At 72.4% G+C, this 18,791-nt stretch carries 20 protein-coding genes; 11 read left to right on the top strand and 9 right to left on the bottom strand.

Annotated features, from left to right (window positions below; all coding sequences use genetic code 11):
* Positions 1-246 precede the first annotated feature (246 nt).
* On the top strand, positions 247-960 hold the full coding sequence (locus tag ACTWPW_RS01935; RefSeq protein WP_375109080.1) for a PaaI family thioesterase: 714 nt from the start codon (positions 247-249) through the stop codon (positions 958-960).
* Between the two features lie 57 nt (positions 961-1,017).
* Here the strand turns inward: ACTWPW_RS01935 and ACTWPW_RS01930 are convergent, their stop codons facing one another.
* Complete coding sequence (locus ACTWPW_RS01930; RefSeq protein WP_443167770.1) at positions 1,018-1,878, bottom strand: alpha/beta fold hydrolase; 861 nt, start codon at positions 1,876-1,878, stop codon at positions 1,018-1,020.
* Positions 1,879-1,932: 54 nt separating this feature from the next.
* On the opposite strand from ACTWPW_RS01930, the gene ACTWPW_RS01925 reads away from it, so the two are divergent.
* Entirely contained in the window at positions 1,933-2,619 is a 687-nt protein-coding gene (locus ACTWPW_RS01925; RefSeq protein WP_375109082.1) for a type 1 glutamine amidotransferase, read from the top strand.
* On the opposite strand, the gene ACTWPW_RS01920 is transcribed toward ACTWPW_RS01925, so the two are convergent.
* Positions 2,594-3,256 (bottom strand): HXXEE domain-containing protein, encoded by a 663-nt coding sequence (locus ACTWPW_RS01920; RefSeq protein ID WP_443167769.1) that lies wholly within the window; start codon positions 3,254-3,256, stop codon positions 2,594-2,596. The genes ACTWPW_RS01925 and ACTWPW_RS01920 overlap by 26 nt on opposite strands.
* Positions 3,257-3,372: 116 nt before the next feature.
* Between ACTWPW_RS01920 and ACTWPW_RS01915 the strand changes: the two genes are divergently transcribed.
* Together ACTWPW_RS01915 and ACTWPW_RS01910 are read left to right on the top strand one after the other, a co-directional pair.
* Entirely contained in the window at positions 3,373-6,294 is a 2,922-nt protein-coding gene (locus tag ACTWPW_RS01915) for a bifunctional [glutamine synthetase] adenylyltransferase/[glutamine synthetase]-adenylyl-L-tyrosine phosphorylase (RefSeq protein WP_375109084.1), read from the top strand.
* Positions 6,295-6,367: 73 nt separating this feature from the next.
* Positions 6,368-7,402 carry a hypothetical protein gene (locus ACTWPW_RS01910; RefSeq protein ID WP_443167768.1) on the top strand — a complete coding sequence of 345 codons (1,035 nt, stop codon included), beginning with the start codon at positions 6,368-6,370 and terminating at the stop codon, positions 7,400-7,402.
* 29 nt (positions 7,403-7,431) lie between these two features.
* Here the strand turns inward: ACTWPW_RS01910 and ACTWPW_RS01905 are convergent, their stop codons facing one another.
* The gene (locus tag ACTWPW_RS01905; RefSeq protein WP_443167767.1) at positions 7,432-7,986 is read right to left on the bottom strand and encodes a TetR/AcrR family transcriptional regulator; all 555 of its coding nucleotides are present in this window, start codon (positions 7,984-7,986) and stop codon (positions 7,432-7,434) included.
* 85 nt (positions 7,987-8,071) lie between these two features.
* Here ACTWPW_RS01905 and ACTWPW_RS01900 point away from each other — a divergent pair, with 85 nt between their 5' ends.
* Positions 8,072-8,497, top strand: a complete 426-nt coding sequence (locus ACTWPW_RS01900; protein ID WP_443167766.1) for a nuclear transport factor 2 family protein — start codon at positions 8,072-8,074, stop codon at positions 8,495-8,497.
* Positions 8,497-9,024: a GNAT family N-acetyltransferase gene (locus tag ACTWPW_RS01895; RefSeq protein ID WP_375109088.1), complete on the top strand. Its 528-nt coding sequence runs from the start codon at positions 8,497-8,499 to the stop codon at positions 9,022-9,024. Before ACTWPW_RS01900 ends, ACTWPW_RS01895 begins: the two co-directional genes overlap by 1 nt.
* A gap of 32 nt (positions 9,025-9,056) precedes the next feature.
* On the opposite strand, the gene ACTWPW_RS01890 is transcribed toward ACTWPW_RS01895, so the two are convergent.
* A complete protein-coding gene (locus ACTWPW_RS01890) occupies positions 9,057-9,935 on the bottom strand; it encodes a LysR family transcriptional regulator (RefSeq protein ID WP_443167765.1) in 879 nt (292 codons plus the stop codon).
* Positions 9,936-9,986: 51 nt separating this feature from the next.
* The gene (locus ACTWPW_RS01885) at positions 9,987-10,355 is read right to left on the bottom strand and encodes an Mth938-like domain-containing protein (RefSeq protein ID WP_364113559.1); all 369 of its coding nucleotides are present in this window, start codon (positions 10,353-10,355) and stop codon (positions 9,987-9,989) included.
* Between the two features lie 109 nt (positions 10,356-10,464).
* Between ACTWPW_RS01885 and ACTWPW_RS01880 the strand changes: the two genes are divergently transcribed.
* Both ACTWPW_RS01880 and ACTWPW_RS01875 read left to right on the top strand, forming a co-directional pair.
* Positions 10,465-11,766, top strand: a complete 1,302-nt coding sequence (locus ACTWPW_RS01880) for an MFS transporter (protein WP_443167764.1) — start codon at positions 10,465-10,467, stop codon at positions 11,764-11,766.
* A 5-nt stretch (positions 11,767-11,771) separates the two neighbouring features.
* On the top strand, positions 11,772-12,473 hold the full coding sequence (locus ACTWPW_RS01875) for a B3/B4 domain-containing protein (RefSeq protein ID WP_375109092.1): 702 nt from the start codon (positions 11,772-11,774) through the stop codon (positions 12,471-12,473).
* Between the two features lie 106 nt (positions 12,474-12,579).
* Here ACTWPW_RS01875 and glnA read toward each other — a convergent pair whose 3' ends face one another.
* Together glnA and ACTWPW_RS01865 are read right to left on the bottom strand one after the other, a co-directional pair.
* Positions 12,580-14,004 carry a type I glutamate--ammonia ligase gene (gene glnA, locus ACTWPW_RS01870; protein ID WP_364113553.1) on the bottom strand — a complete coding sequence of 475 codons (1,425 nt, stop codon included), beginning with the start codon at positions 14,002-14,004 and terminating at the stop codon, positions 12,580-12,582.
* Positions 14,005-14,130: 126 nt separating this feature from the next.
* The gene (locus tag ACTWPW_RS01865) at positions 14,131-15,201 is read right to left on the bottom strand and encodes a hypothetical protein (protein ID WP_375109093.1); all 1,071 of its coding nucleotides are present in this window, start codon (positions 15,199-15,201) and stop codon (positions 14,131-14,133) included.
* Positions 15,202-15,278: 77 nt separating this feature from the next.
* Here ACTWPW_RS01865 and ACTWPW_RS01860 point away from each other — a divergent pair, with 77 nt between their 5' ends.
* The 3 genes from ACTWPW_RS01860 (at position 15,279) to ACTWPW_RS01850 (ending at position 17,358) form a co-directional block, all read left to right on the top strand.
* Positions 15,279-15,740, top strand: a complete 462-nt coding sequence (locus ACTWPW_RS01860) for an RDD family protein (protein WP_364113549.1) — start codon at positions 15,279-15,281, stop codon at positions 15,738-15,740.
* A 62-nt stretch (positions 15,741-15,802) separates the two neighbouring features.
* Positions 15,803-16,423 carry a TetR/AcrR family transcriptional regulator gene (locus tag ACTWPW_RS01855; RefSeq protein ID WP_375109094.1) on the top strand — a complete coding sequence of 207 codons (621 nt, stop codon included), beginning with the start codon at positions 15,803-15,805 and terminating at the stop codon, positions 16,421-16,423.
* Positions 16,420-17,358, top strand: coding sequence for a hypothetical protein (locus ACTWPW_RS01850; protein WP_375109095.1), 939 nt, complete (start codon positions 16,420-16,422; stop codon positions 17,356-17,358). Before ACTWPW_RS01855 ends, ACTWPW_RS01850 begins: the two co-directional genes overlap by 4 nt.
* Here the strand turns inward: ACTWPW_RS01850 and ACTWPW_RS01845 are convergent.
* Both ACTWPW_RS01845 and ACTWPW_RS01840 read right to left on the bottom strand, forming a co-directional pair.
* A complete protein-coding gene (locus ACTWPW_RS01845) occupies positions 17,339-18,103 on the bottom strand; it encodes a class I SAM-dependent methyltransferase (RefSeq protein ID WP_443167763.1) in 765 nt (254 codons plus the stop codon). The two genes, ACTWPW_RS01850 and ACTWPW_RS01845, sit on opposite strands and share 20 nt — an antisense overlap.
* Complete coding sequence (locus ACTWPW_RS01840) at positions 18,103-18,783, bottom strand: DUF4191 domain-containing protein (RefSeq protein WP_364113541.1); 681 nt, start codon at positions 18,781-18,783, stop codon at positions 18,103-18,105. Before ACTWPW_RS01840 ends, ACTWPW_RS01845 begins: the two co-directional genes overlap by 1 nt.
* Positions 18,784-18,791: the final 8 nt, after the last annotated feature.

Here is an 18,791-nt window from a genome sequence, read left to right as displayed (position 1 = left end):
GTTCGGAGTGAGGCCGATTTTCGTTGCTTCTGACCCCCGAGTCACATCCGTGCGATGTCCGATGCGTAGCGTCGTCGTACCCGGGGTGGGGAAGTTCCGGGCACCTTCGAGGCGTTGTGGAGTGGTACGGAGTGGCCGCCACAGGACCCCCAGCATCTTGGTAAACCGGGAGTCCAGTAAAATGGGCCTTCTCTTTATGATATTTCCGGACTTCTCGCCTTGTGTGGCGATATAGGAGGGTGTGGCATGACGACGGCTGCCCTGCAGACCGTGTTGACCGTTCCCGAGCGTTTCCGGGGGCCCGTGGGTGTCGCCAACGGCGGCTGGATCGCAGGGACCATGGCGGAGGCTCTGAACGGTGGTCGATCAGCCGTCGAGGTCACGCTGCACGCCCCTTCGCCTCTGGAGACCGAGCTGCGGCTGGAGCACGTGGCCAACTCCGTGTCCCTCTTCCACGGCGACCGGCTGCTGGTCGAGGCCATCCCGGTGGCCGAGGACCTGGAGGGGCCGGGGTTCGTACCGTTCAACGACGCGGCCCGCGCCGAGGCCGGGTTCGCCGGCCTGAAGGCCCACCCGTTCGCCGAGTGCTTCGCGTGCGGCCTGCGCGAGCCCGGTGACGGCCTGCGCATCTTCCCGGGCCCGGTGGAGGGCACGGACCTCGTGGCCGCGGGCTGGCGGGTGCCGTTCACCGTGGCCGGCGAGGACGGCGTGCCCGCCTCGATCGTGGGCGCGGTGCTCGACTGCATCACCGGCTGGGCCCACTTCGGCCCGGGCGAGAGCGCCCTGCTCGGCCGGCTGGCCGTGCAGATCCACGGCACCGTCGTCCCCGGCGGACGCTACTCCGTGGTGGCCCGCCCGACCGGCCGCGACGGCCGCAAGATGTACGGCCAGAGCGCCATCTACGAGGCGGACGGCACGCTCGTGGCCGCCGCCCGCGCCACCTGGATCGCTCCACGCTAGAACCGGTCACGCGAGGCCCCCGAGACCCTCGGGGGCCTTCGTCTTTCCGCCCGCCGGTCAGCCCGGTGAGGTGAGGCGGTCCACCACGGTGGCCACGCAGCGCTCGTCGAACAGGATCGTGTAGTGGTTGCAGTCCGGCACCACCTCGTCCCGCAGCCCGGGCAGCCGGGCGGCCCAGGGCCGGGCCAGGTCGTCGGGCAGCAGGCCGGTCTCCTGGTCGAGCAGCCCGCGCGGCGCCCTGAGCAGGAGCAGCGGCGAGGTGATCGCCTCCAGCGCGGCCGCGATCCGCGCCGATTCCAGGCGCAGCCACCGCCCGTCCTCCAGCACCGCCTCCCCGACGGCCCGCGACCGCAGCGCGCCCTCGGGGCCGGTCAGGTCGTAGCGCACGTACGCCTCCACGTCGGCGTTCCAGCGGCCGGCGAAGGCCGGATGGGCCTGGAAGAACTCGACGTAGGCCTCGGCCGAGGGGTACGTCTGTCGCAACCGCGCCAGCGCCGGCCCCAGCGTGGCCTCCGTCGCCGCGTCCGCGTCCATGCCCTCGGGCAGCGGGGGCAGCGGGAGCCCGCCGTCCACCAGCACGACCCGGGCGAAGCCGCGCCGCGCGCCCACCAGGGCCGCCACGTACGCGCCCATCGAGTGCCCCGTCAGCACCGCGTCCGGCCCCGCCCCGACGTGCTCGGCCACGCGCAGCACGTCCTCGGCGTGCCGCGCCAGCCCGTACGGACCCGGCAGGGACGCGCTGTGCCCGCGCCCGCGCAGGTCCATCGCGACCAGCGACCATCCCTCCGGCAGCCGCCGCCCCACCGCGCCCCAGGCCATCAGCGAGGCCGTGATCCCGTGCACTGCGATGATCTTGCGCGGCCCGGTCCCGAACGTGGCGATCCGCTGCCCGCCGACCTCATCGAATTCGACATCCATGGAGGGAGCTTAGGTGTATCCGAAATGTGGGGAACAGGCCTGATAATTGCGTATATGCGCATTACCGTCATCGAACATGAGGCCGAGGCCGGGCTCGGCTACCTCGCCGGCTGGCTCGGGCTGACCTGCGAGGTCGTGCGGCCGTACGTGGGGGAGGAGATCCCCGTACGGGCCGCGGACGGGCTGATCGTGCTGGGTGGGGCGGCGGCCGCGTGGGAGGACGAGCGCAGCCCCTGGCAGCCCGCCACCCGCGACCTGCTGCGCCGGGCCGTCGATGACGCCACCCCCACGCTGGCCGTCTGCCTGGGGGCGCAGCTGCTCACCATGGCCTGCGGCGGCACGGTGGAGCGCGGCGCGAACGGCCTGGAGGTGGGCGCCCGCGAGGTGACCGCGCTGCCCGCCGCCGCCACCGACCGGCTGCTGTCGGGCGTCGGGCGGGCCGTGGCCGTCCAGTACCACCAGGACGCCATGACGCGTCTGCCCGAGGGCGCCGTGCCGCTGATGACCGGCTCCCAGTACGCCAACCAGGCCTACCGGCTCGGCGAGGCCGCCTGGGCGGTGCAGTTCCACCCCGAGGCCACGCCGGAGATCTTCGCCTCGTGGACGGCGGACTCGGACCTCGACGCGGCCGAGGAGCTCAACGCCGAGGTCAAGGCCGCCGAACGGGATCTGGTCGCGACCTGGCGCCCGGTGGCGGAGGCGTTCGCCGACGTGGTCAGGAGCGTTGCCCGCGCCTCCTGACGAGGGCGTGCGGTGACGTGGTCGGGCGCCTCCTGACGAGGGCGTGTGCCAGTGCGTGCACGCCCGCCAGGACCAGGGGGAGCGCCACCGGCCCTGAACGCCCGGTGTGCACCGGCACCCCCGCCCGCCGCAGCCGCCGCCACGCCCACACCGCGTACGGGATCACCACGACGGGCGCGGTCACCACGCCCGGCGTGTAGCCGCGCACCAGCGCCGCCTGCGCCAGATGCACCACGCCGTGCGCCCCGAACCCGGCCCGCGCCGCCTGGAACACCGGACTGCGCCCGCCCGTACGCGCCCCCGCCGCGGCCGCCACCGCGACGACCCCGCCCATCAGCCCGATGGCCACGTTCACGTGCGCCTGCGACACCTCCAGCCGCTCCCACGGCACGCCCGGGAAGCGCTCCGCCAGCCGGGGCCGGGCCGCCCGGGTCCACCGTGCCATGGTCACCAGCTCCTCGGCGTCATGCACCGCCCACGCCCCCAGCAACCCCCACGCCACGGCGGTCGGCACCCGCCCGGGCCCCGCCGTCCCGCCCGCGCCCGCCACCGCGCTGGAGCCCGCTGCTCGACGGGAGTTCACCGCCCCGCGCACAACCGCCAACGCCGCCGCCACCCCACGCGTGCGCGCCATCATTCCCACCCTCCCGGCAGGTGCGTCCCGAAGAACCCCCGGACAGCACTCCGCAAAATGCAACGCAACGTTGCGTTTCATGCTACGGCGAAGCGGGCGAGAGCTGTCAAGATGGAGGGGTGCCCAGGATCGAATCCACCGCCGCGCGGCTCGCCAAGCTCGGCTTCGCCGACGGCGCCCGGGCCGCCCAGCTCGTCCGCCAGTCGGAGGCCGACCTCGACGACGTCCTGGAATCACTGGTGGACGTGGCCGATCCCGACCAGGCACTGGCCTCCCTCACCCGGCTGATCGAGCGCGAGCCCGCCGTGCTCGACGCCCTGCGCGCCGACGAGCACCTGAGGAGCGGGCTGCTGGCCGTGCTGGGCGTCAGCGCCGCCCTCGGCGAGCACCTCGTACGCCACCCCGGCCAGGTCGCGCTCCTGGCCCAGCCGCGCCTCGGCGGGGCCAGGGCCGAGCTGCTGCGCGCCGTCGGCGCCGAGCCGGACGAGAGCGAGCCGCTCGCCACGGCCCCCGACGCCCTGGTGGCGCTGCGCGTGGCCTACCGGGGCCGCCTGACCCACCTCGCCGCCCGCGACCTCACCGGCCAGGCCACCCTGCAGGAGGTCACGGCCGAGCTGTCCGACCTGGCCGGCGCCGCGCTGGAGGCCGCGCTCGCCGTCGCCCGCACCGAGGTCGAGGCCGAGGAGGTCCGCCTCGCGGTCATCGGCATGGGCAAGTGCGGCGCCAGGGAGCTCAACTACATCAGCGACGTCGACGTGATCTTCGTGGCCGAGCCGCGGGAGGGCGCCGACGAGGCCAAGGCGCTGCGCGCGGCCACCCGGCTGGCCCAGGCCATGATGCGGGCCTGCACCGCCACCACCCCCGAGGGCTCGCTGTGGGAGGTGGACGCCGGGCTGCGGCCCGAGGGCCGGTCCGGGCCGCTGGTGCGTACGCTGGCCAGCCACCTCACCTACTACCGGCGCTGGGCCAAGACGTGGGAGTTCCAGGCGCTGCTCAAGGCCAGGCCCGTGGCGGGCGACCTGGAGCTGGGAGCCGCGTACGTCGAGGCCGTCAACGAGATGGTCTGGACGGCGGCCACCCGCCCGGACTTCGTCGAGGACGTGCAGGCCATGCGCCGCCGGGTCGAGGCGCACGTGCGCGCCGAGGGCGAGCGGCAGCTCAAGCTGGGGCCCGGCGGGCTGCGCGACATCGAGTTCGCGGTGCAACTGCTGCAGCTCGTGCACGGCCGGCTCGATCCGCTGCTGCGCCGCCGGGCCACGCTCCCGGCGCTGGCCGCGCTGTCGCGGGGCGGCTACGTGGGGCGCGACGACTCGCGGGGGCTGGCGGAGGCGTACTCGTTCCTGCGGCAGGTCGAGCACCTGCTGCAGCTGCACCGGATGCGGCGCACCCACATCGTGCCCACCGACGAGGCCGACCTGCGCCGGCTGGGCCGGGCGCTGGGCATGCAGGCCGACCCGGTGGGGGAGTTCACGGCCCGGTGGCGGCGGCACGCGATGGAGGCGCGGCGGCTGCACGAGAAGCTGTTCTACCGGCCGCTGCTGCAGGCCGTGGCGCGGCTGCCCGAGTCGGAGGCGCGGCTGTCGACCACGGCCGCGGCCCACCGGCTCGAAGCGCTCGGCTACGTCGACCCCACCGGCGCGCTGCGCCACATCGCCAACCTCGCCACCGGGGTGTCCAGGCGGGCCGCCATCCAGCGCACGCTGCTGCCGGTGATGCTCGGCTGGTTCGCCGACACGCCCGACCCGGATGCGGCGCTGCTCGGGTTCCGGCAGGTCAGCGACAAGCTGGGCAGCACGCCGTGGTACCTGCGGCTGCTGCGTGACGAGACCGCCGTGGCCGCCAGGATGGCCCGCGTGCTGGGCACCAGCCGCTACGCCACCGGCCTGCTCATGCACGCCCCCGACGCGGTCGCCATGCTGGGCTCCGACGCCGAGCTGGCCGTACGCTCCCCGGAGTCGCTGCTCGGCGAGGCGTCCGCCGCGGTGTCCCGGCACGCCGGCGATCCCGAGACCGCCGTCGCGGCGGTGCGGGCGCTGCGGCGCAAGGAGCTGTTCCGCACGGCGGTGGCCGACCTGTCCGGGCTCATCGACATCGAGGGCGTCGGGAGCGCGCTGTCGCAGCTGACGGACGTGACGCTGCAGGCGGCCCTCGACGCCGCGCTCAGCAGGGCCGCCGGCACCACCTCCTTCGCGGTCATCGCCATGGGCCGGCTCGGCGGCATGGAGTGCTCCTACGCCAGCGACGCCGACGTCGTGTTCGTCCACTCGCCCCTGCCCGGGGTGGCGGAGCGCGAGGCCACCGACGCGGCCTTCGCCGTGGCCAACGAGCTGCGCCGGCTGCTGTCCCTGCCCGCCCCCGACCCGCCCCTGATCATCGACCCCGACCTGCGGCCTGAAGGCCGCCAGGGGCCACTGGTGCGCACGCTGGCCTCCTACCGCGCCTACTACTCGCGCTGGTCGTCGCCGTGGGAGGCGCAGGCGCTGCTGCGGGCCAGGTTCTCGGCCGGGGACGCGGCGCTGGGGGCGGAGTTCACGTCCATGGTCGACGAGCTGCGCTACCCGGCGGGCGGGCTGCGCGACGAAGCGGTCAGGGAGATCAGGCGGATCAAGGCCCGCATGGAGGCCGAACGGCTGCCGCGCGGCGCCGACCCCGCCCTGCACACCAAGCTCGGCCCGGGCGGGCTGTCCGACGTGGAATGGGTGGCGCAGCTCCTGCAGCTCCGCTTCGCCGGCACGCTGCCGTCCCTGCGCACCACCCGCACGCTGGACGCGCTGCGCGCGGCCGTGGCCGAGGGGCTGCTCGCCCCGGCCGACGAGGCGGTGCTGGCCGAGGCGTGGCGCTTCGCCTCGCGCATCCGGGACGCGCTCATGCTGGTGAAGGGGCGGCCGGGCGACAACGTGCCGCGCGACTCGGGCGAGCGCAAGCTGATCGCCCAGACGCTCGGCTACCCGCCGGACGGCTCCGAGGACTTCCTCGACGACTACCGGAGGGTGACGCGCCGGGCCCGGAAGGTGGTGGACCGCGTCTTCTACGGCGCCTGATCAACGGCTCTGATCAAGGGGCCTGATCTGTGCGTCATTGCGCTGCCACACGCCGTGGGTGTATCAATGCGCGGTGTTATCCGTTTATGTGGATCTGGCCCTCGGCCTGGTGGTGGCGTTCCTGCTGCTGTCGCTGCTGGTGAGCGGGCTCAACGAGGCTTTCGTACGCGTGCTGGCCATCCGCAGCAAGTTCCTGTGGGCCTATCTCAGGGACACCATGGACGGCGCCGACAAGAAGACCGGCTCCTGGTTGCCGGCCGGGGTGCTCGACGTGTTCCGGGTGCTGCCGTTCCTGCGCGACCCCCGTCCCCGGCACAACGACCTGCCCGCGCCCTCCGAGCCCGGCAGGATGCCGGAGCCCGAGACGCAGTCCGGCGACTCCATGATCAAACTGCTCTACGAGCGGGTCCGGGAGATCGACCACGCCAAGAGGGGAAAGACGAGCATCGCGAACATCCCGCCGGCGCGGTTCGCGATGGCGGTGATGGAGCTGGCGGCGGCGCAGGGCGGCGACGTCGAGCAGTTCCTGGCCAAGCTGCAGAAGATCGACAGCCCGCTGTACGGCCACCTCAAGGGCGTGTGGGAGACCGCGCAGCGCGACCTCGACCGGTTCCGGCAGGGCGTGGAGACCTGGTTCGACGGGGAGATGCAGCGGCTGTCCATGCTCTACAGGCGCTACGTCAAGTGGGTCGTCGCCGTGCTCGGCCTCGGGGTGACGCTGCTGTTCACCATGGACGGGCTGGAGTACGCCAAGACGCTGCTGCGCGACAACGCCTTCCGCGCCTCGGTGACGGCCGTGGCGGGGGCGGGGCCGGACGCGTACGACGAGCTCAAGGCGCGCTGCACCGGCGGCGATCCGGTGCCGTGCGTCACGGAGGTGCTCAGCCAGCCCGCCCTGGTCAAGATGATGGACCAGGCGCTGGTCAGCGTGTCGATCCCGGAGCAGGGCGACCCGAGCGTCCACTGGAACGGCGGCACGTGGTGGGATCGGATCAGCACGCCGAGCCACTGGCCGGGCTTCCTGCTGACGTACGTGGCGCTGCTGTTCGGGGCGCCGTTCTGGTGGGACGTGTTCCGGCGCATCACCGGCATCAGGCCGAGGCGCTGACCCGGGCGGCCCGCGTACGAAGGCGTTCCTCAGCCGCGTGCTCCGAGCCCCTCGAAGACGATCCGCAGCGTGCGGTCCCGCAGGTCCGGGGTCCAGCCGCCGAGCAGGGCGGCCTGGGAGGCGGCGGCGAGCAGGGCCATCACCTCGTCCGGCCGCACGTCCGCGCGGACCGCGCCGGCCTCCTGGGCGCGGCGCAGCAGCGTGCCGACCGGCTCCTCCAGCTGCGTCAGCGGCTTGTCCACGCGTACGTCCACCCCGCCGCCCGACAGCAGCGCGGCCACGGTCCTGCGGGCCGCCGCCTCCTCCACCACGTGCGTGAAGAAGGAGAACAGCGCGGTCTCCGGGGCGCCCGCCCCGGCCTGTCTCGCGGCCTCCTCGGTCAGCCGGTGGAGCAGCGCCTTGACGATCGCGCCGAGCAGGTCGTTCTTGGTGGGGAAGTGCCGGAACACGGTCCCGATCGCCACCCCCGCCCGCGCGGCGACCTCCTCCGTCGAGGCGGAGGCGCCCCGCTCGGCGAAGACGGCCTCGGCGGCGGCCAGGATGCGCTCGCGGTTGCGCCGGGCGTCGGCGCGCAGCTGGGTCATCGGCGGGGCTCCCGTTGACAAGATGAGTGACGACTCATTATGTTTCCAATCGTGAGTGGAGACTCATCTTAGAAGGGAGTCAGCGATGAGCGCACGCGAGGTGTTCGACCGGCTGCGACAGGAGCTGACCGGCGACCCGGTGGCGGAGGAGCTGTGGGCGGAGGACGTCGTCGTGGAGACGCCGTTCGCGCCGCCCGGCGCGCCGCGCCGCTTCGAGGGGCGGCAGGCGTTCCTCGAGTACGCCCGCGCCGGGCGGGCCGCGCTGCCGTTCCGGCTGGAGATGCACGGCCTGGTCGTCCACGACACCGCCGACCCCGACGTGATCATCGTCGAGTACGAGCTGGGCGCCACCCTCCCCGGCACCGGGCAGCGCGTGTCAGCCCCGTTCGCCGGCGTGCTCAGGGCCCGCGGCGGCCAGATCGCGCACTGGCGGGAATACCAGGACCCGCTTGCCCTGGCCGCCGCGACCGGCCGCCTCCCCGATCTCGTCGCCGCACTATCGTTGGCCTGATGGAGACAGAGCGGCTGATCATGCGCCGGTGGCGCGACACCGACCGGGCCCCCTTCGCCGAGCTGAACGCCGATCCGGAGGTGATGCGCCACTTCCCCAACCGGCTCACCCGCGGGCAGAGCGACGCCATGGTGGACCGGATCGAGCGGGACTTCGGGGTGTTCGGCTACGGGCTGTGGGCGCTGGAGGAGCGGGCGAGCGGCCGGTTCATCGGGTTCACGGGGCTGGTGCTGCAGACGTTCGACGCGCCGTTCCTGCCCGCGGTGGAGATCGGGTGGCGGCTGGCGCGCTCGGCCTGGGGCCAGGGGTACGCGACGGAGGCGGCCCGGCGGGCCCTCACCCACGGGTTCGAGGAGGCGGGCCTCGACGAGATCATCTCCATGACGGCCGTCGGCAACACGCGGTCCCGGGCGGTGATGGAGCGGCTCGGGATGACGCACGACGCGGCCGAGGACTTCGACCATCCGTGGGTGGCGCGCGACAGCCCCATCCTGCGCCATGTGGTCTACCGCCTCAAGCGCCCGTAAGCCCGCCTCAAGCGCCGGAAGGGGTTCCCGGGTCAGGCGCTCATCGCGTACAGGACATCGCGCAGGCCGGGCTCCCGTCCGCGCAGCCAGACCAGGCGGAGGGCCAGCGTCGGCGCGGGGGAGGCGTCGTCGAGCGCCACCAGCGCCCCAGACGCCAGGTCGCCGTCCACCGCGAAGTCCGGCAGCAGCGACCTCCCCAGCCCCTGCCTGGCCCACTCCCGGGCGGTCGCGATGCTGGTCAGCTCCCGCCGCGGCACCTCTGCCCCGAACATCCGCTCCACCGCCATCCGGATCGAGCACTCCGGCGGCGACACCAGCAGCGTGCCGGCATCGGCTCCAGGCCTCCCGTTCCGGCGCGGGCCCATGCCGGGGGCGGCGACGCCGGGGGCCGCGACCAGCCGCAGCGCGACCTCGCCCACGTCGAGGAAGTCCAGCCCCGGCGGGGCCGCGAAGCCGAGCGTGCCGACCCGCATCCCGGAGTCGAGCAGCAGCGCCGCGTCCAGCCCGCCGCCGGCGACCTCGGCCAGCAGCTCCTTCCTGCCCAGCGTGCGCACGTCCACGTCCAGGTCGGGCCGGCGCTCCGCCAGGCGGCGCACCACGCCCGGCAGCCGGGTGGCGGCCAGCGTCTCGAGGGCGCCGACCGTGACCCGCCGCCGCTGCCCGGTGACGGCCCTGCGTACGTCCTCCGCGTGGTCCAGCAGCCCCTGCGCCCGCTCCAGCAGCGCGCGCCCGTGGCCGGTCAGCACCATCCCCTGAGGGGTCCGCTCGAACAGCGCGACCCCGAGACCGCTTTCCAGCCGCCGCACCTGCTCGGAGACCGACGCCGGGGCGAGCCCGAGGTCGTTGGCGGCCCCCACCACGGTCCCGGCCCGCGCGACCGCCACGAACACCCGCACATGACGCAGCTCCACGCCCGCCAGCATACGGTTCCGCCACGATGCGCCGTCCGCGCGTGCCCCCGGTCAGCAGGTGGAGTGGAACAGACCGCCGACCGGGACGGTCCCGGCGAGCGAGTTGTACCGCTGGACGGCGGCGGTCGTCTCCTCCACGTACACCTCCACGCCCTTCCCCTTCAGCAGCTCCAGCGTCTCGGGGCACGTCTCCAGGACCAGCTCCATGCCCCGGGACAGGACGATCGCCTGGCTGCCGTGGTCGAGCAGCTCCCGCACGTCCGCGGGCTGGATGCCGGGCCTGTGCCTGGTGCCGGTCTCGTTCCAGTCCCAGGGCCGCCCGCCGCCAGGGTAGAGCTTGAAGTCCTTGCCCTCGCCGAGGCCCTCGACCACCATCCGGCCCCAGGAGACGTGCGTGATCAGCGGGGATCGATGCTCCATGGCGCGAGACTACGTCGCGACGCGGGCGCGGGTGCCGACGGTTTTCCCGAATGCCCCGTGCGGATGCGCCTGTTGAGTGGACATATCGCGTTTGCGCAGGCTGAACCTCATGAAGCTTGCCGGTTTCTCCCTCGCCTACTTCCTCGTGCTCCTGGACACGACCGTGCTCACGATCGCCCTGCCGGACCTGCGCGCCTCGCTCGGCGGCTCCGTGGCCGGCCAGCAGTGGGCCGTGAACGCCTACACCGTCGCCTTCGCCGCCTCCCTGCTGACCGGGGGAGCGGTGGCCGACCGGTACGGGGCGGCCAGGGTGTTCAAGGCCGGGGTGGCGGCGTTCGGGGTGCTCTCGCTGCTGAGCGCGGCGGCCCCGCACCTCGGGGTGCTGGTCGCGCTGCGCGCCCTGCTCGGCGTGGCGGGCGCGCTGTGCCTGGGCGGCTCGCTCGGGCTGATCGCCGAGCTGTACCCGTCCCCGGCCGCCCGGGCCCGCGCGACGGGCGTGTGGGCCTCCGTCACCGGCACGGCCCTGGCGGCGGGCCCGCTGCTGGGCGGCCTGCTGGTGGACCTGTACGGCTGGCGCGCCGTCTTCCTGATCAACCCGCCCGTCGCCCTCGTCAGCCTGCTGGCCGTGGCGCGGATCCGCTCGCCGCGCGGGACACGCCGGATCGACTGGTACGCGCAGGGCCTGATGTGCGCCTTCCTGGGCCTGCTGGCCGAGGCGCTGACGGACGCCTCCCTCCCGGCCGCGGCCCTGTCCCTGATCGCCCTGGCGTCCCTGATCGCCATCGAACGCCGCACCGCCACGCCGGCCCGCCCGAAGCCGCCCGCCGAACCCCACCGCGGCGCGGCCATCCCTCCGGGCCTCCTCTCCGCCACCTGGCCCGAGCTCCTCGCCGGCGCCGTCGCGAACTTCGCCTTCTCCGGCGCCCTGTTCGTCCTGACCCTCCTCCTCCAGGACACCCGCCACCTCTCCCCGATGGCGACCGGCCTGGCCTTCCTCCCGCTCACCCTGCCCATGGTCGTCAACCCCGTGCTCACCGGCCGGATCGTCGCCCGCCACGGCGCCCGCCCCCCGATCCTGGCCGGCCTGGCCCTGCTCGCGGCGGGCCTGGCCGGGGCGGCACTCGTCGGCGGCCTCCCGGTGTGGCTGGCCGTGATGGGCCTCGGCCTGTCGTTCTGCTTCCCCGCCCTGATGGCGGGCATGATCGCGGGGGCGCCTCCCGGCACCGCCGGGACGGCCGGCGGCGTACTGAACGCCTCCCGCCAGGTCGGCGCGACCCTGGGCGTGGCCGTCCTCGGCGGCCTCACCCACGCCGACCCGCTCCTGACCGCGTCCGTCCTCACGGCGGTGACCTGCGCCGCCTACGGCGCTGTAGGCTTCCAGAGAAGATCCGTAAGCCGCCTCGCGGAGTGAGAGCCATGCGTTTCCAGCACTCGGACGACATCTGGAGAGACTTCCCCGAGCTCGTCCCGGCGGCGCTCCACGCCGAGGGCATCACGGCGGACGCCGTCCCGGACGCCCGGATCGCCGCCTACGGCGAGGTCGCCGCCGCCCGCCTCGCGGCCGCCTCCGAGGGCGAGCTCCCGGAGATCCAGGCGTGGCGCCGCGCCTTCTCCCGGATGGGCCTCAAGCCGACCCAGTACAGATGCGCGTCGGAGTCCCTGCTGCGCCGCTTCAGGAAGGAGGGGGCGCTGCCCCGGCTCCATCCCCTGATCGACCTGTGCAACGCCGTCTCCATCGCCTACGCCGTCCCGATCGCGGTCTTCGACGTCTCCCGCATCGAGGGCTACGTGGAGGTCGGCTACGCCACGGGCGAGGAGACGTACCTCACCTTCTCCGGCGAGACGGAGCACCCGCCCGCCAAGGAGGTGATCTTCGCCGACGCGGCGGGCCAGGCGCACGCCCGCCGCTGGACCAACCGCCAGAGCGGCCTCTCGGCCGTACGCGACACGACGGCGAACGTCCTGATCGTCGCGGAGGCGCTGCACGACACGGCCGGGAAGGACATCGAGTCCCTCACGTCCGCGCTCGCCGCCGAGCTGAACGCCCTGTGGCCGGTCACCCCGAAACACGCGATCCTGACCCGGTCCTCCCCGAGCTTCGAGTTCACGGGGGAGTGAGCCCGCACGGGGCATGATCGGGCGGACGTTTGGGGCGGGCGATCGGGCGGACACGGAAACGGCCCGGGACCGGCAGAGCCGGATCCCGGGCCGTCACGCGTGCGGCCTAGCAGTCGTAGTACAGCTCGAACTCGTGCGGGTGCGGCCGCAGCCGGATCGGGTCGACCTCGTTCTCCCGCTTGTACGCGATCCACGTCTCGATCAGGTCAGGCGTGAACACGCCGCCCTCGAGCAGGTAGTCGTGGTCCGCCTCCAGGGCGTTGAGCACGTCGGTCAGCGAGCCCGGCACCTGCGGCACCTGGCGGGCCTCCTCCGGCGGCAACTCGTAGAGGTCCTTGTCGACCGGCTCCGGCGGCTCGATCTTGTTGCGGATGCCGTCGATGCCGGCCATCAGCATCGCCGCGAACGCGAAGTACGGGTTGCACGACGGGTCCGGGACGCGGAACTCGATGCGCTTGGCCTTCGGGTTGGAACCCGTGATCGGGATGCGCACGCAGGCCGAGCGGTTGCGCTGCGAGTAGACCAGGTTGACCGGGGCTTCGTAGCCGGGCACCAGGCGGTGGTAGGAGTTGACCGTCGGGTTGGTGAAGGCCAGCAGCGACGGCGCGTGCTTGAGCAGGCCGCCGATGTAGTAGCGGGCCGTGTCGGACAGGCCCGCGTAGCCGACCTCGTCGTAGAAGAGCGGCGAGCCGTCCTTCCACAGCGACTGGTGGCAGTGCATGCCGGAGCCGTTGTCACCGAAGATCGGCTTGGGCATGAACGTGACCGTGTGGCCGTACTCCATGGCCGTGCTCTTGATGATGTACTTGTACAGCATCAGGTTGTCGGCGGTCTTGAGCAGCGTGCCGAACTTGAAGTCGATCTCCGCCTGACCGGCCGTGCCGACCTCGTGGTGCTGCATCTCGACCTCGACGCCGCACTCGATGAGGTTGCGCACCATCTCCGAGCGCAGGTCGGTGAAGTGGTCCATCGGCGGGACCGGGAAGTAGCCGCCCTTGTAGCGCGGCTTGTAGCCCAGGTTGCCGCCCTCGGTCGCCTTGCCGGTGTTCCAGGCGCCCTCGATGGAGTCGATGTAGTAGTAGCCGGCGTTCTGCTTCGTCTCGAAGCGCACGTCGTCGAAGATGTAGAACTCGGCCTCGGGGCCGAAGTAGACCGTGTCGGCGATGCCCGTGCCCTTGAGGAATTCCTCTGCCTTGCGAGCCACGTTGCGCGGGTCGCGGCTGTAGGCCTCGCCGGTCAGCGGGTCGTGCACGAAGAAGTTCAGATTGAGCGTCTTGTGCTGGCGGAACGGGTCCACCACGGCGCTGGTCGGGTCGGGCAGCAGGAGCATGTCGGACTCGTGGATCGCTTGGAATCCGCGGATCGACGAGCCGTCGAACATGAGTCCGTCGGTGAAGACGCTCGCGCTGAAGTTCTCAACCGGGAAGGTGAAGTGGTGCGTCGTCCCCGGCAGGTCGGTGAACCTGACATCGACGAACTGCACCCCTTCGTCACTGATGAACTTCAGGACGTCGTCGGCGGAGTTGAACACTCTCGAACCTCCCTGGGGACTGGCCATCATGCCGACGCTAGGGCTTGGCCGTTTCCGTATGGTGTCTCGATTGTTTCGCACGTGTTACGCAGCGTCAGTCCGACGCAGCGGTGTGTCGAACGTTGTTCACGTTCCCTTCGAGGCGGCGCAGTCACCCTTGAGCTCGGGTTCATCCAGCTCGTACGGGTCTGTCGGCGTTCCTTCCGCACCCACCTTGTCGGGCACGGAGTCGTCGTAGAAGGGGTGGATGTACCCGTCATTCACGTCACACCGGGCCGGGGTCGTGCTGCCGCCCCACTTCTGGATCCAGACGACCGTCTCGCCCGCCTCGCGGTACACCAGCGCCGAGCCGCGCTGGTGCTTGACGAGCCGCGTCAGCGTCTCCGCCTGGCCGGGCCGCTGGATCGCGTAGACGACGATGTAGTTGGTCTCCAGCTTCGCGCCGGTGCGCCCGTCCTTCTTGAACGACGACAGCTTCGTCCTGCCGTGCACCTTGATCACGTCGCTGACCAGCTCGGCCGTCTTGGGGGCGAAGCTCGTCACCCATCCGCGGGTGGTCTTGTCGCCCTTGCGGGTCAGGCCCTTGCGGAACCAGGCGCGCTCCTCGGGGTGGAGCAGCTCCATGAACGCCGCCGGCTTGCCGCCCAGGATCGTCTTGCGGTCGAGCAGGGCCGCCGTCAGTAGCTCGCGCGTCCGCTCGATCCCCTTGGCCACGTCCTTCTTCGACAGCCCGCCGACCGCCTTGGCCTCGGGCATGTCGAAACCGGCGGCGCCCTCGGCCCAGCCCTCCGCCTTGGAGCCCTCGAACGGCCTGGCGGCGTCGGGCACCGTCGCCACCGGCTGCGTCTCCTCGGGCACGGGACCCGTGGCGGCCGAGGTCTCCGGCGGAAGGGGGGCCGCGGCCACCGGTATGGTCTCCTCGGGCACCGGGCCGGCGGCGGCGAGCAGGTCGGGGCGGAGGGTGATGACGACCCCGGCGGCCGCGATCACCGAGGAGATCCCGGCCATGGCGAGCCAGGCCCGCCCGATCCGGCGCGGCGTCCGGGCGGGACGGGTCTCGCGCGGGGGGCGGGACACGGCTTCCGGGGCCTGCCTGGCCCCCTTCTTCGCCGCCGCGCGCATCTTGCGCTGCTGGTCGGCGTCTATCTGCGCGACCAGCTCGTTGAAGCGCTGGTCAAGGTCATCCCCGTGTGGCATGGCGTACATGATGTCCGTCTTGTGACGCGGTTGGGTCACAATCGGGACCGGCCCTGGCAGCGGCTACCTTTGAGGGTATGAGCAGGAACGAGCCTCGATGGACGCAGACCTGGCTGGGTGGGGTGAGATCCGCCGGGGTCGATCTCGGATACCCGGGAGAGCGCCTGGGGCTGCCCGAGGAGGGCAGCGGTTCGATCGCCGGGTGGGGGCGCCGGATCGGCGCGCTCGTCATCGACTGGATGATCTGCACGTGGGTCGTCGTGCAGCTGCTGCTCCGGATGAACCCGGCGGAGTCGCCGTGGGCGCCGGTGGTCGTGTTCGCGCTGCAGTACCTGCTCCTGGTCGGGTTCATGGGCCAGACGTTCGGGCACCGGCTGATGGGCGTCCGGGTCGCCGCGATGGACGGCGGTGACCCGCGGCTGCTGCCCGTCCTGGTGCGTACGGCGCTGCTCGCCCTGGCCGTGCCCGCCCTGATCTGGGACCGCGACCATCGCGGGGTGCACGACCGCGCCTCCAACACGATGGTCGTCCGGATGTAGCTGAGCGGGTAAAAAGCCGTACCGGGTTCAAAAATGTACCCGGTACGGTTTATGCTGTCCGCATGATGGCGGGGCTCAGGGAGCGCAAGAAGGAGCAGACCCGGCGGCGGATCTCCGAGGTGGCGCTGCGGCTGTTCGACGAGCGCGGCTACGACGCCGTGACCGTCAACGAGGTGGCCGAGGCGGCCGGGGTCGCCAAGGTCACGCTGTTCAACTACTTCCCGTCCAAGGAGTGCCTGGTCCTCGACGCCGTCAAGGACGACACGGCCGCGATCGTGGCCGGGCGCGAGGCCGGTCAGTCGCCGCTCGACGCCCTGCGCGAGCACTACCGGGGGATGGCCCGGCAGGACACGGGCGAGGTGGACGTCGAGGGCATGATCACCAGGGTCCGGGTGATCTCGGCCAGCCCGGCCCTGCTCGCGGGCGTCCACCAGACGAACATGGGTCAGCGCTACGAGCTGGCCACCGCGCTCGCCGAGGCCATGCCGGGCCACGGCCTCGCGCCCCAGATCATGGCCGCGCAGATCACCGCCGCCGTCACGACCCTGCAGGAGGCGTTCTTCCACCGGCTCTCCACGGGGGTGCCGCTGGAGGAGGCGGGACGGCTGCTGGGGGAGGAGGTCGAGCTGGCTTTCGACCTCCTGGAACATGGCTTCTCATTGATAAAAGGGGAAAAATCGTGAAAAAGGGCATCAACTACGACACGGGATTCCTGCCGGGCGATGAGAGGTCGCGCAAGGTGTTCGACGCCGGCACCGTCGCCCGCGAGATGCGGGTCATCGCCGACGAGCTGCACTGCCGGGTCGTCCGGGTCTCGGGCGGGGACCCCGAGCGGCTGAGCGTGGCCGCCGAGCACGCCGCCGCGGCGGGCCTGGAGGTCTGGTTCGCGCCGTTCCCGGTGGACGTCCCGGCCGAGGAGACCCTCTCCCTGTACGCCGACTGCGCCGAGCGCGCCGAGGCCGTCCGCCGGACCGGCGCCGAGGTCGTCCTCGTCACCGGCTGCGAGACCAGCGCCTTCTGCCCCGGTTACATCCCCGGCGACGGCTACATGGACCGGCTGACGCGGATGGGCACGGCCGACCTGGACTGGTGGACCTCGCTGGGGCCCGTGATGCGGCGCTTCAACGACTTCCTGGGCGAGGCGGCGGAGGTGGCCAGGGCCCGGTTCGGCGGCCGGATCACCTACGCCTCGGGGCCGTGGGAGGACGTCGACTGGGCCCCGTTCGACCTGGTCGGCACGGACGCCTACCGGGCGGCGTACAACAAGGACACCTTCACCGAGGAGCTGCGCGCCCACTTCAAGCACGGCAAGCCGGTCGCGGTCACCGAGTTCGGCACCTGCGCGTACACGGGGGCGGGGGAGCTGGGCGGCATGGCCTGGTCCGTGCCGGACGGCGCGGTGCGTGACGAGGGTGAGCAGGTCCGCTACCTCGAAGAGCTGGTCGACCTCTTCGAGCGGGAGGGCGTCGAGACGGCGCTGTGGTTCACCTGGGCGGCCTACAACCGGCCGGGCGGGGCCGACCTCGGGGCGTACGGCGTGGTCAGGATGCTCGACGAGAGGGCGTGGGAGCCCAAGGAGGTCTTCCACGCCATGGCGGCTAGATATTCGCGCAGCTGAAGATGGCCGTGCCGGGGAGGTGGCGGCCGCGCAGCGGGCTCCAGCCGCCCCACGCCCGCTCGTGCCCCTCGGGCCACTCGGGCTCCAGCAGCCCGGTGATCGTCAGGCCGGAGGCCGCCAGCAGGTTCACCCAGTCGGCCATCGTGTGGTGGTGCTCGACGTACATGAGCTCGCCCCGCTCGTCGCGCTCCTCGTACGGGGACCGGTCGAAGTAGGACCGGTCGGAGGTCAGCCCCCGCGGCCCCGGATCGTCGGGGAACGCCCACCGGATCGGATGGCTCACCGAGAACACGAACCGCCCGCCCGGCCGCAGCACCCTGCGCACCTCGCGGAAGACGGCCAGGGGGTCGGCCACGAACGGCAGCGCCCCGTACGCGGAGCAGGCCACGTCGAAGGAGCCGCCGGCGAACGGCAGCACCTCGGCGTCGGCCTGCACCACGGGAACGCGCAGGCCGGTCTCCAGGTCGATGCGCTGGGAGTGGCGGAGCTGGCGGTGCGAGATGTCGAACGCCACCACCTCCGCACCCCGCGTCACCAGCCACCGCGCGCACTGGGCGGCACCGCAGCCGATCTCCAGCACCCGCCGGCCGTCCACCTCGCCGAGCAGGCGCGCCTCGGACTCGTCCACGCCCTCGGGCCCCCAGACGAACCCGCTGTCGCGCAGGAACCCGCCGTGCTCGACCTGGTAGTCGTCGGCGTTGCCGTCCCACCAGCCGCGGTTGGCCCGCGACGAAGCCGACAGCACTAGCGCATCTTGGGGCCGCGCGGGATGCGGGCGCCCTTGGGCATCGGGCCCTTGGGCATCGGCATGTTCCGCGGCAGCGAGCGCAGGCGGTCCTTGACCTCGTTGACCGAGGGCTTCTTCAGGTTGCGCGGCAGCTTCATGATGTGCCGCTGCAGCTTGCCGAGCGGCACCTGCCCCTCGCCGTCGCCGCACTGCACGTCGTAGATCTCGACGCCCAGCACCACCCGCGCGATCCGCTTCTTCTCGGCCGTCAGCATCTTCGCCACCCGGTTGCCCGGCCCCTCGGACACCAGCACGACGCCCGGGTAGCCGACCACGAGGTGGATCAGGTCCTGGTCACGGTTGACCGCGATGGCCGGGGTGACCTGCCAGTTGCCCCGCATGCCCTGCAGCACGGCCGCCGCCGCGCCGGTCTGGCCGTGCAGGATCGAGTATTGGGCCCGCTGCGCGAGCTGACCGAACACCACCAGCCCGACGGTGAACGCGGCCAGCACGCCGATGAACACCGAATACCACAGGTAGTCCGTGACCAGGCCGATCACGACGACCACAGCCAGCGTGCCCACCGCCGAGAGGAAGACGATCGGCATTCCCTTGGGGTTGGCCTGCTTGATGATCTGCGCGATCATGCGGAGCTGCTTGATGCGCCCCGGCTTCTCTGGATCCTCGGACTTTGCCATGCTCAGAA

It is taken from the genome of Nonomuraea sp. KM90, assembly GCF_052246675.1.
Lineage (GTDB): Bacteria > Actinomycetota > Actinomycetes > Streptosporangiales > Streptosporangiaceae > Nonomuraea.
The sequence above is the reverse complement of the archived record's forward strand: the minus strand, read 5'-3'. Positions and strand labels throughout refer to the sequence as shown.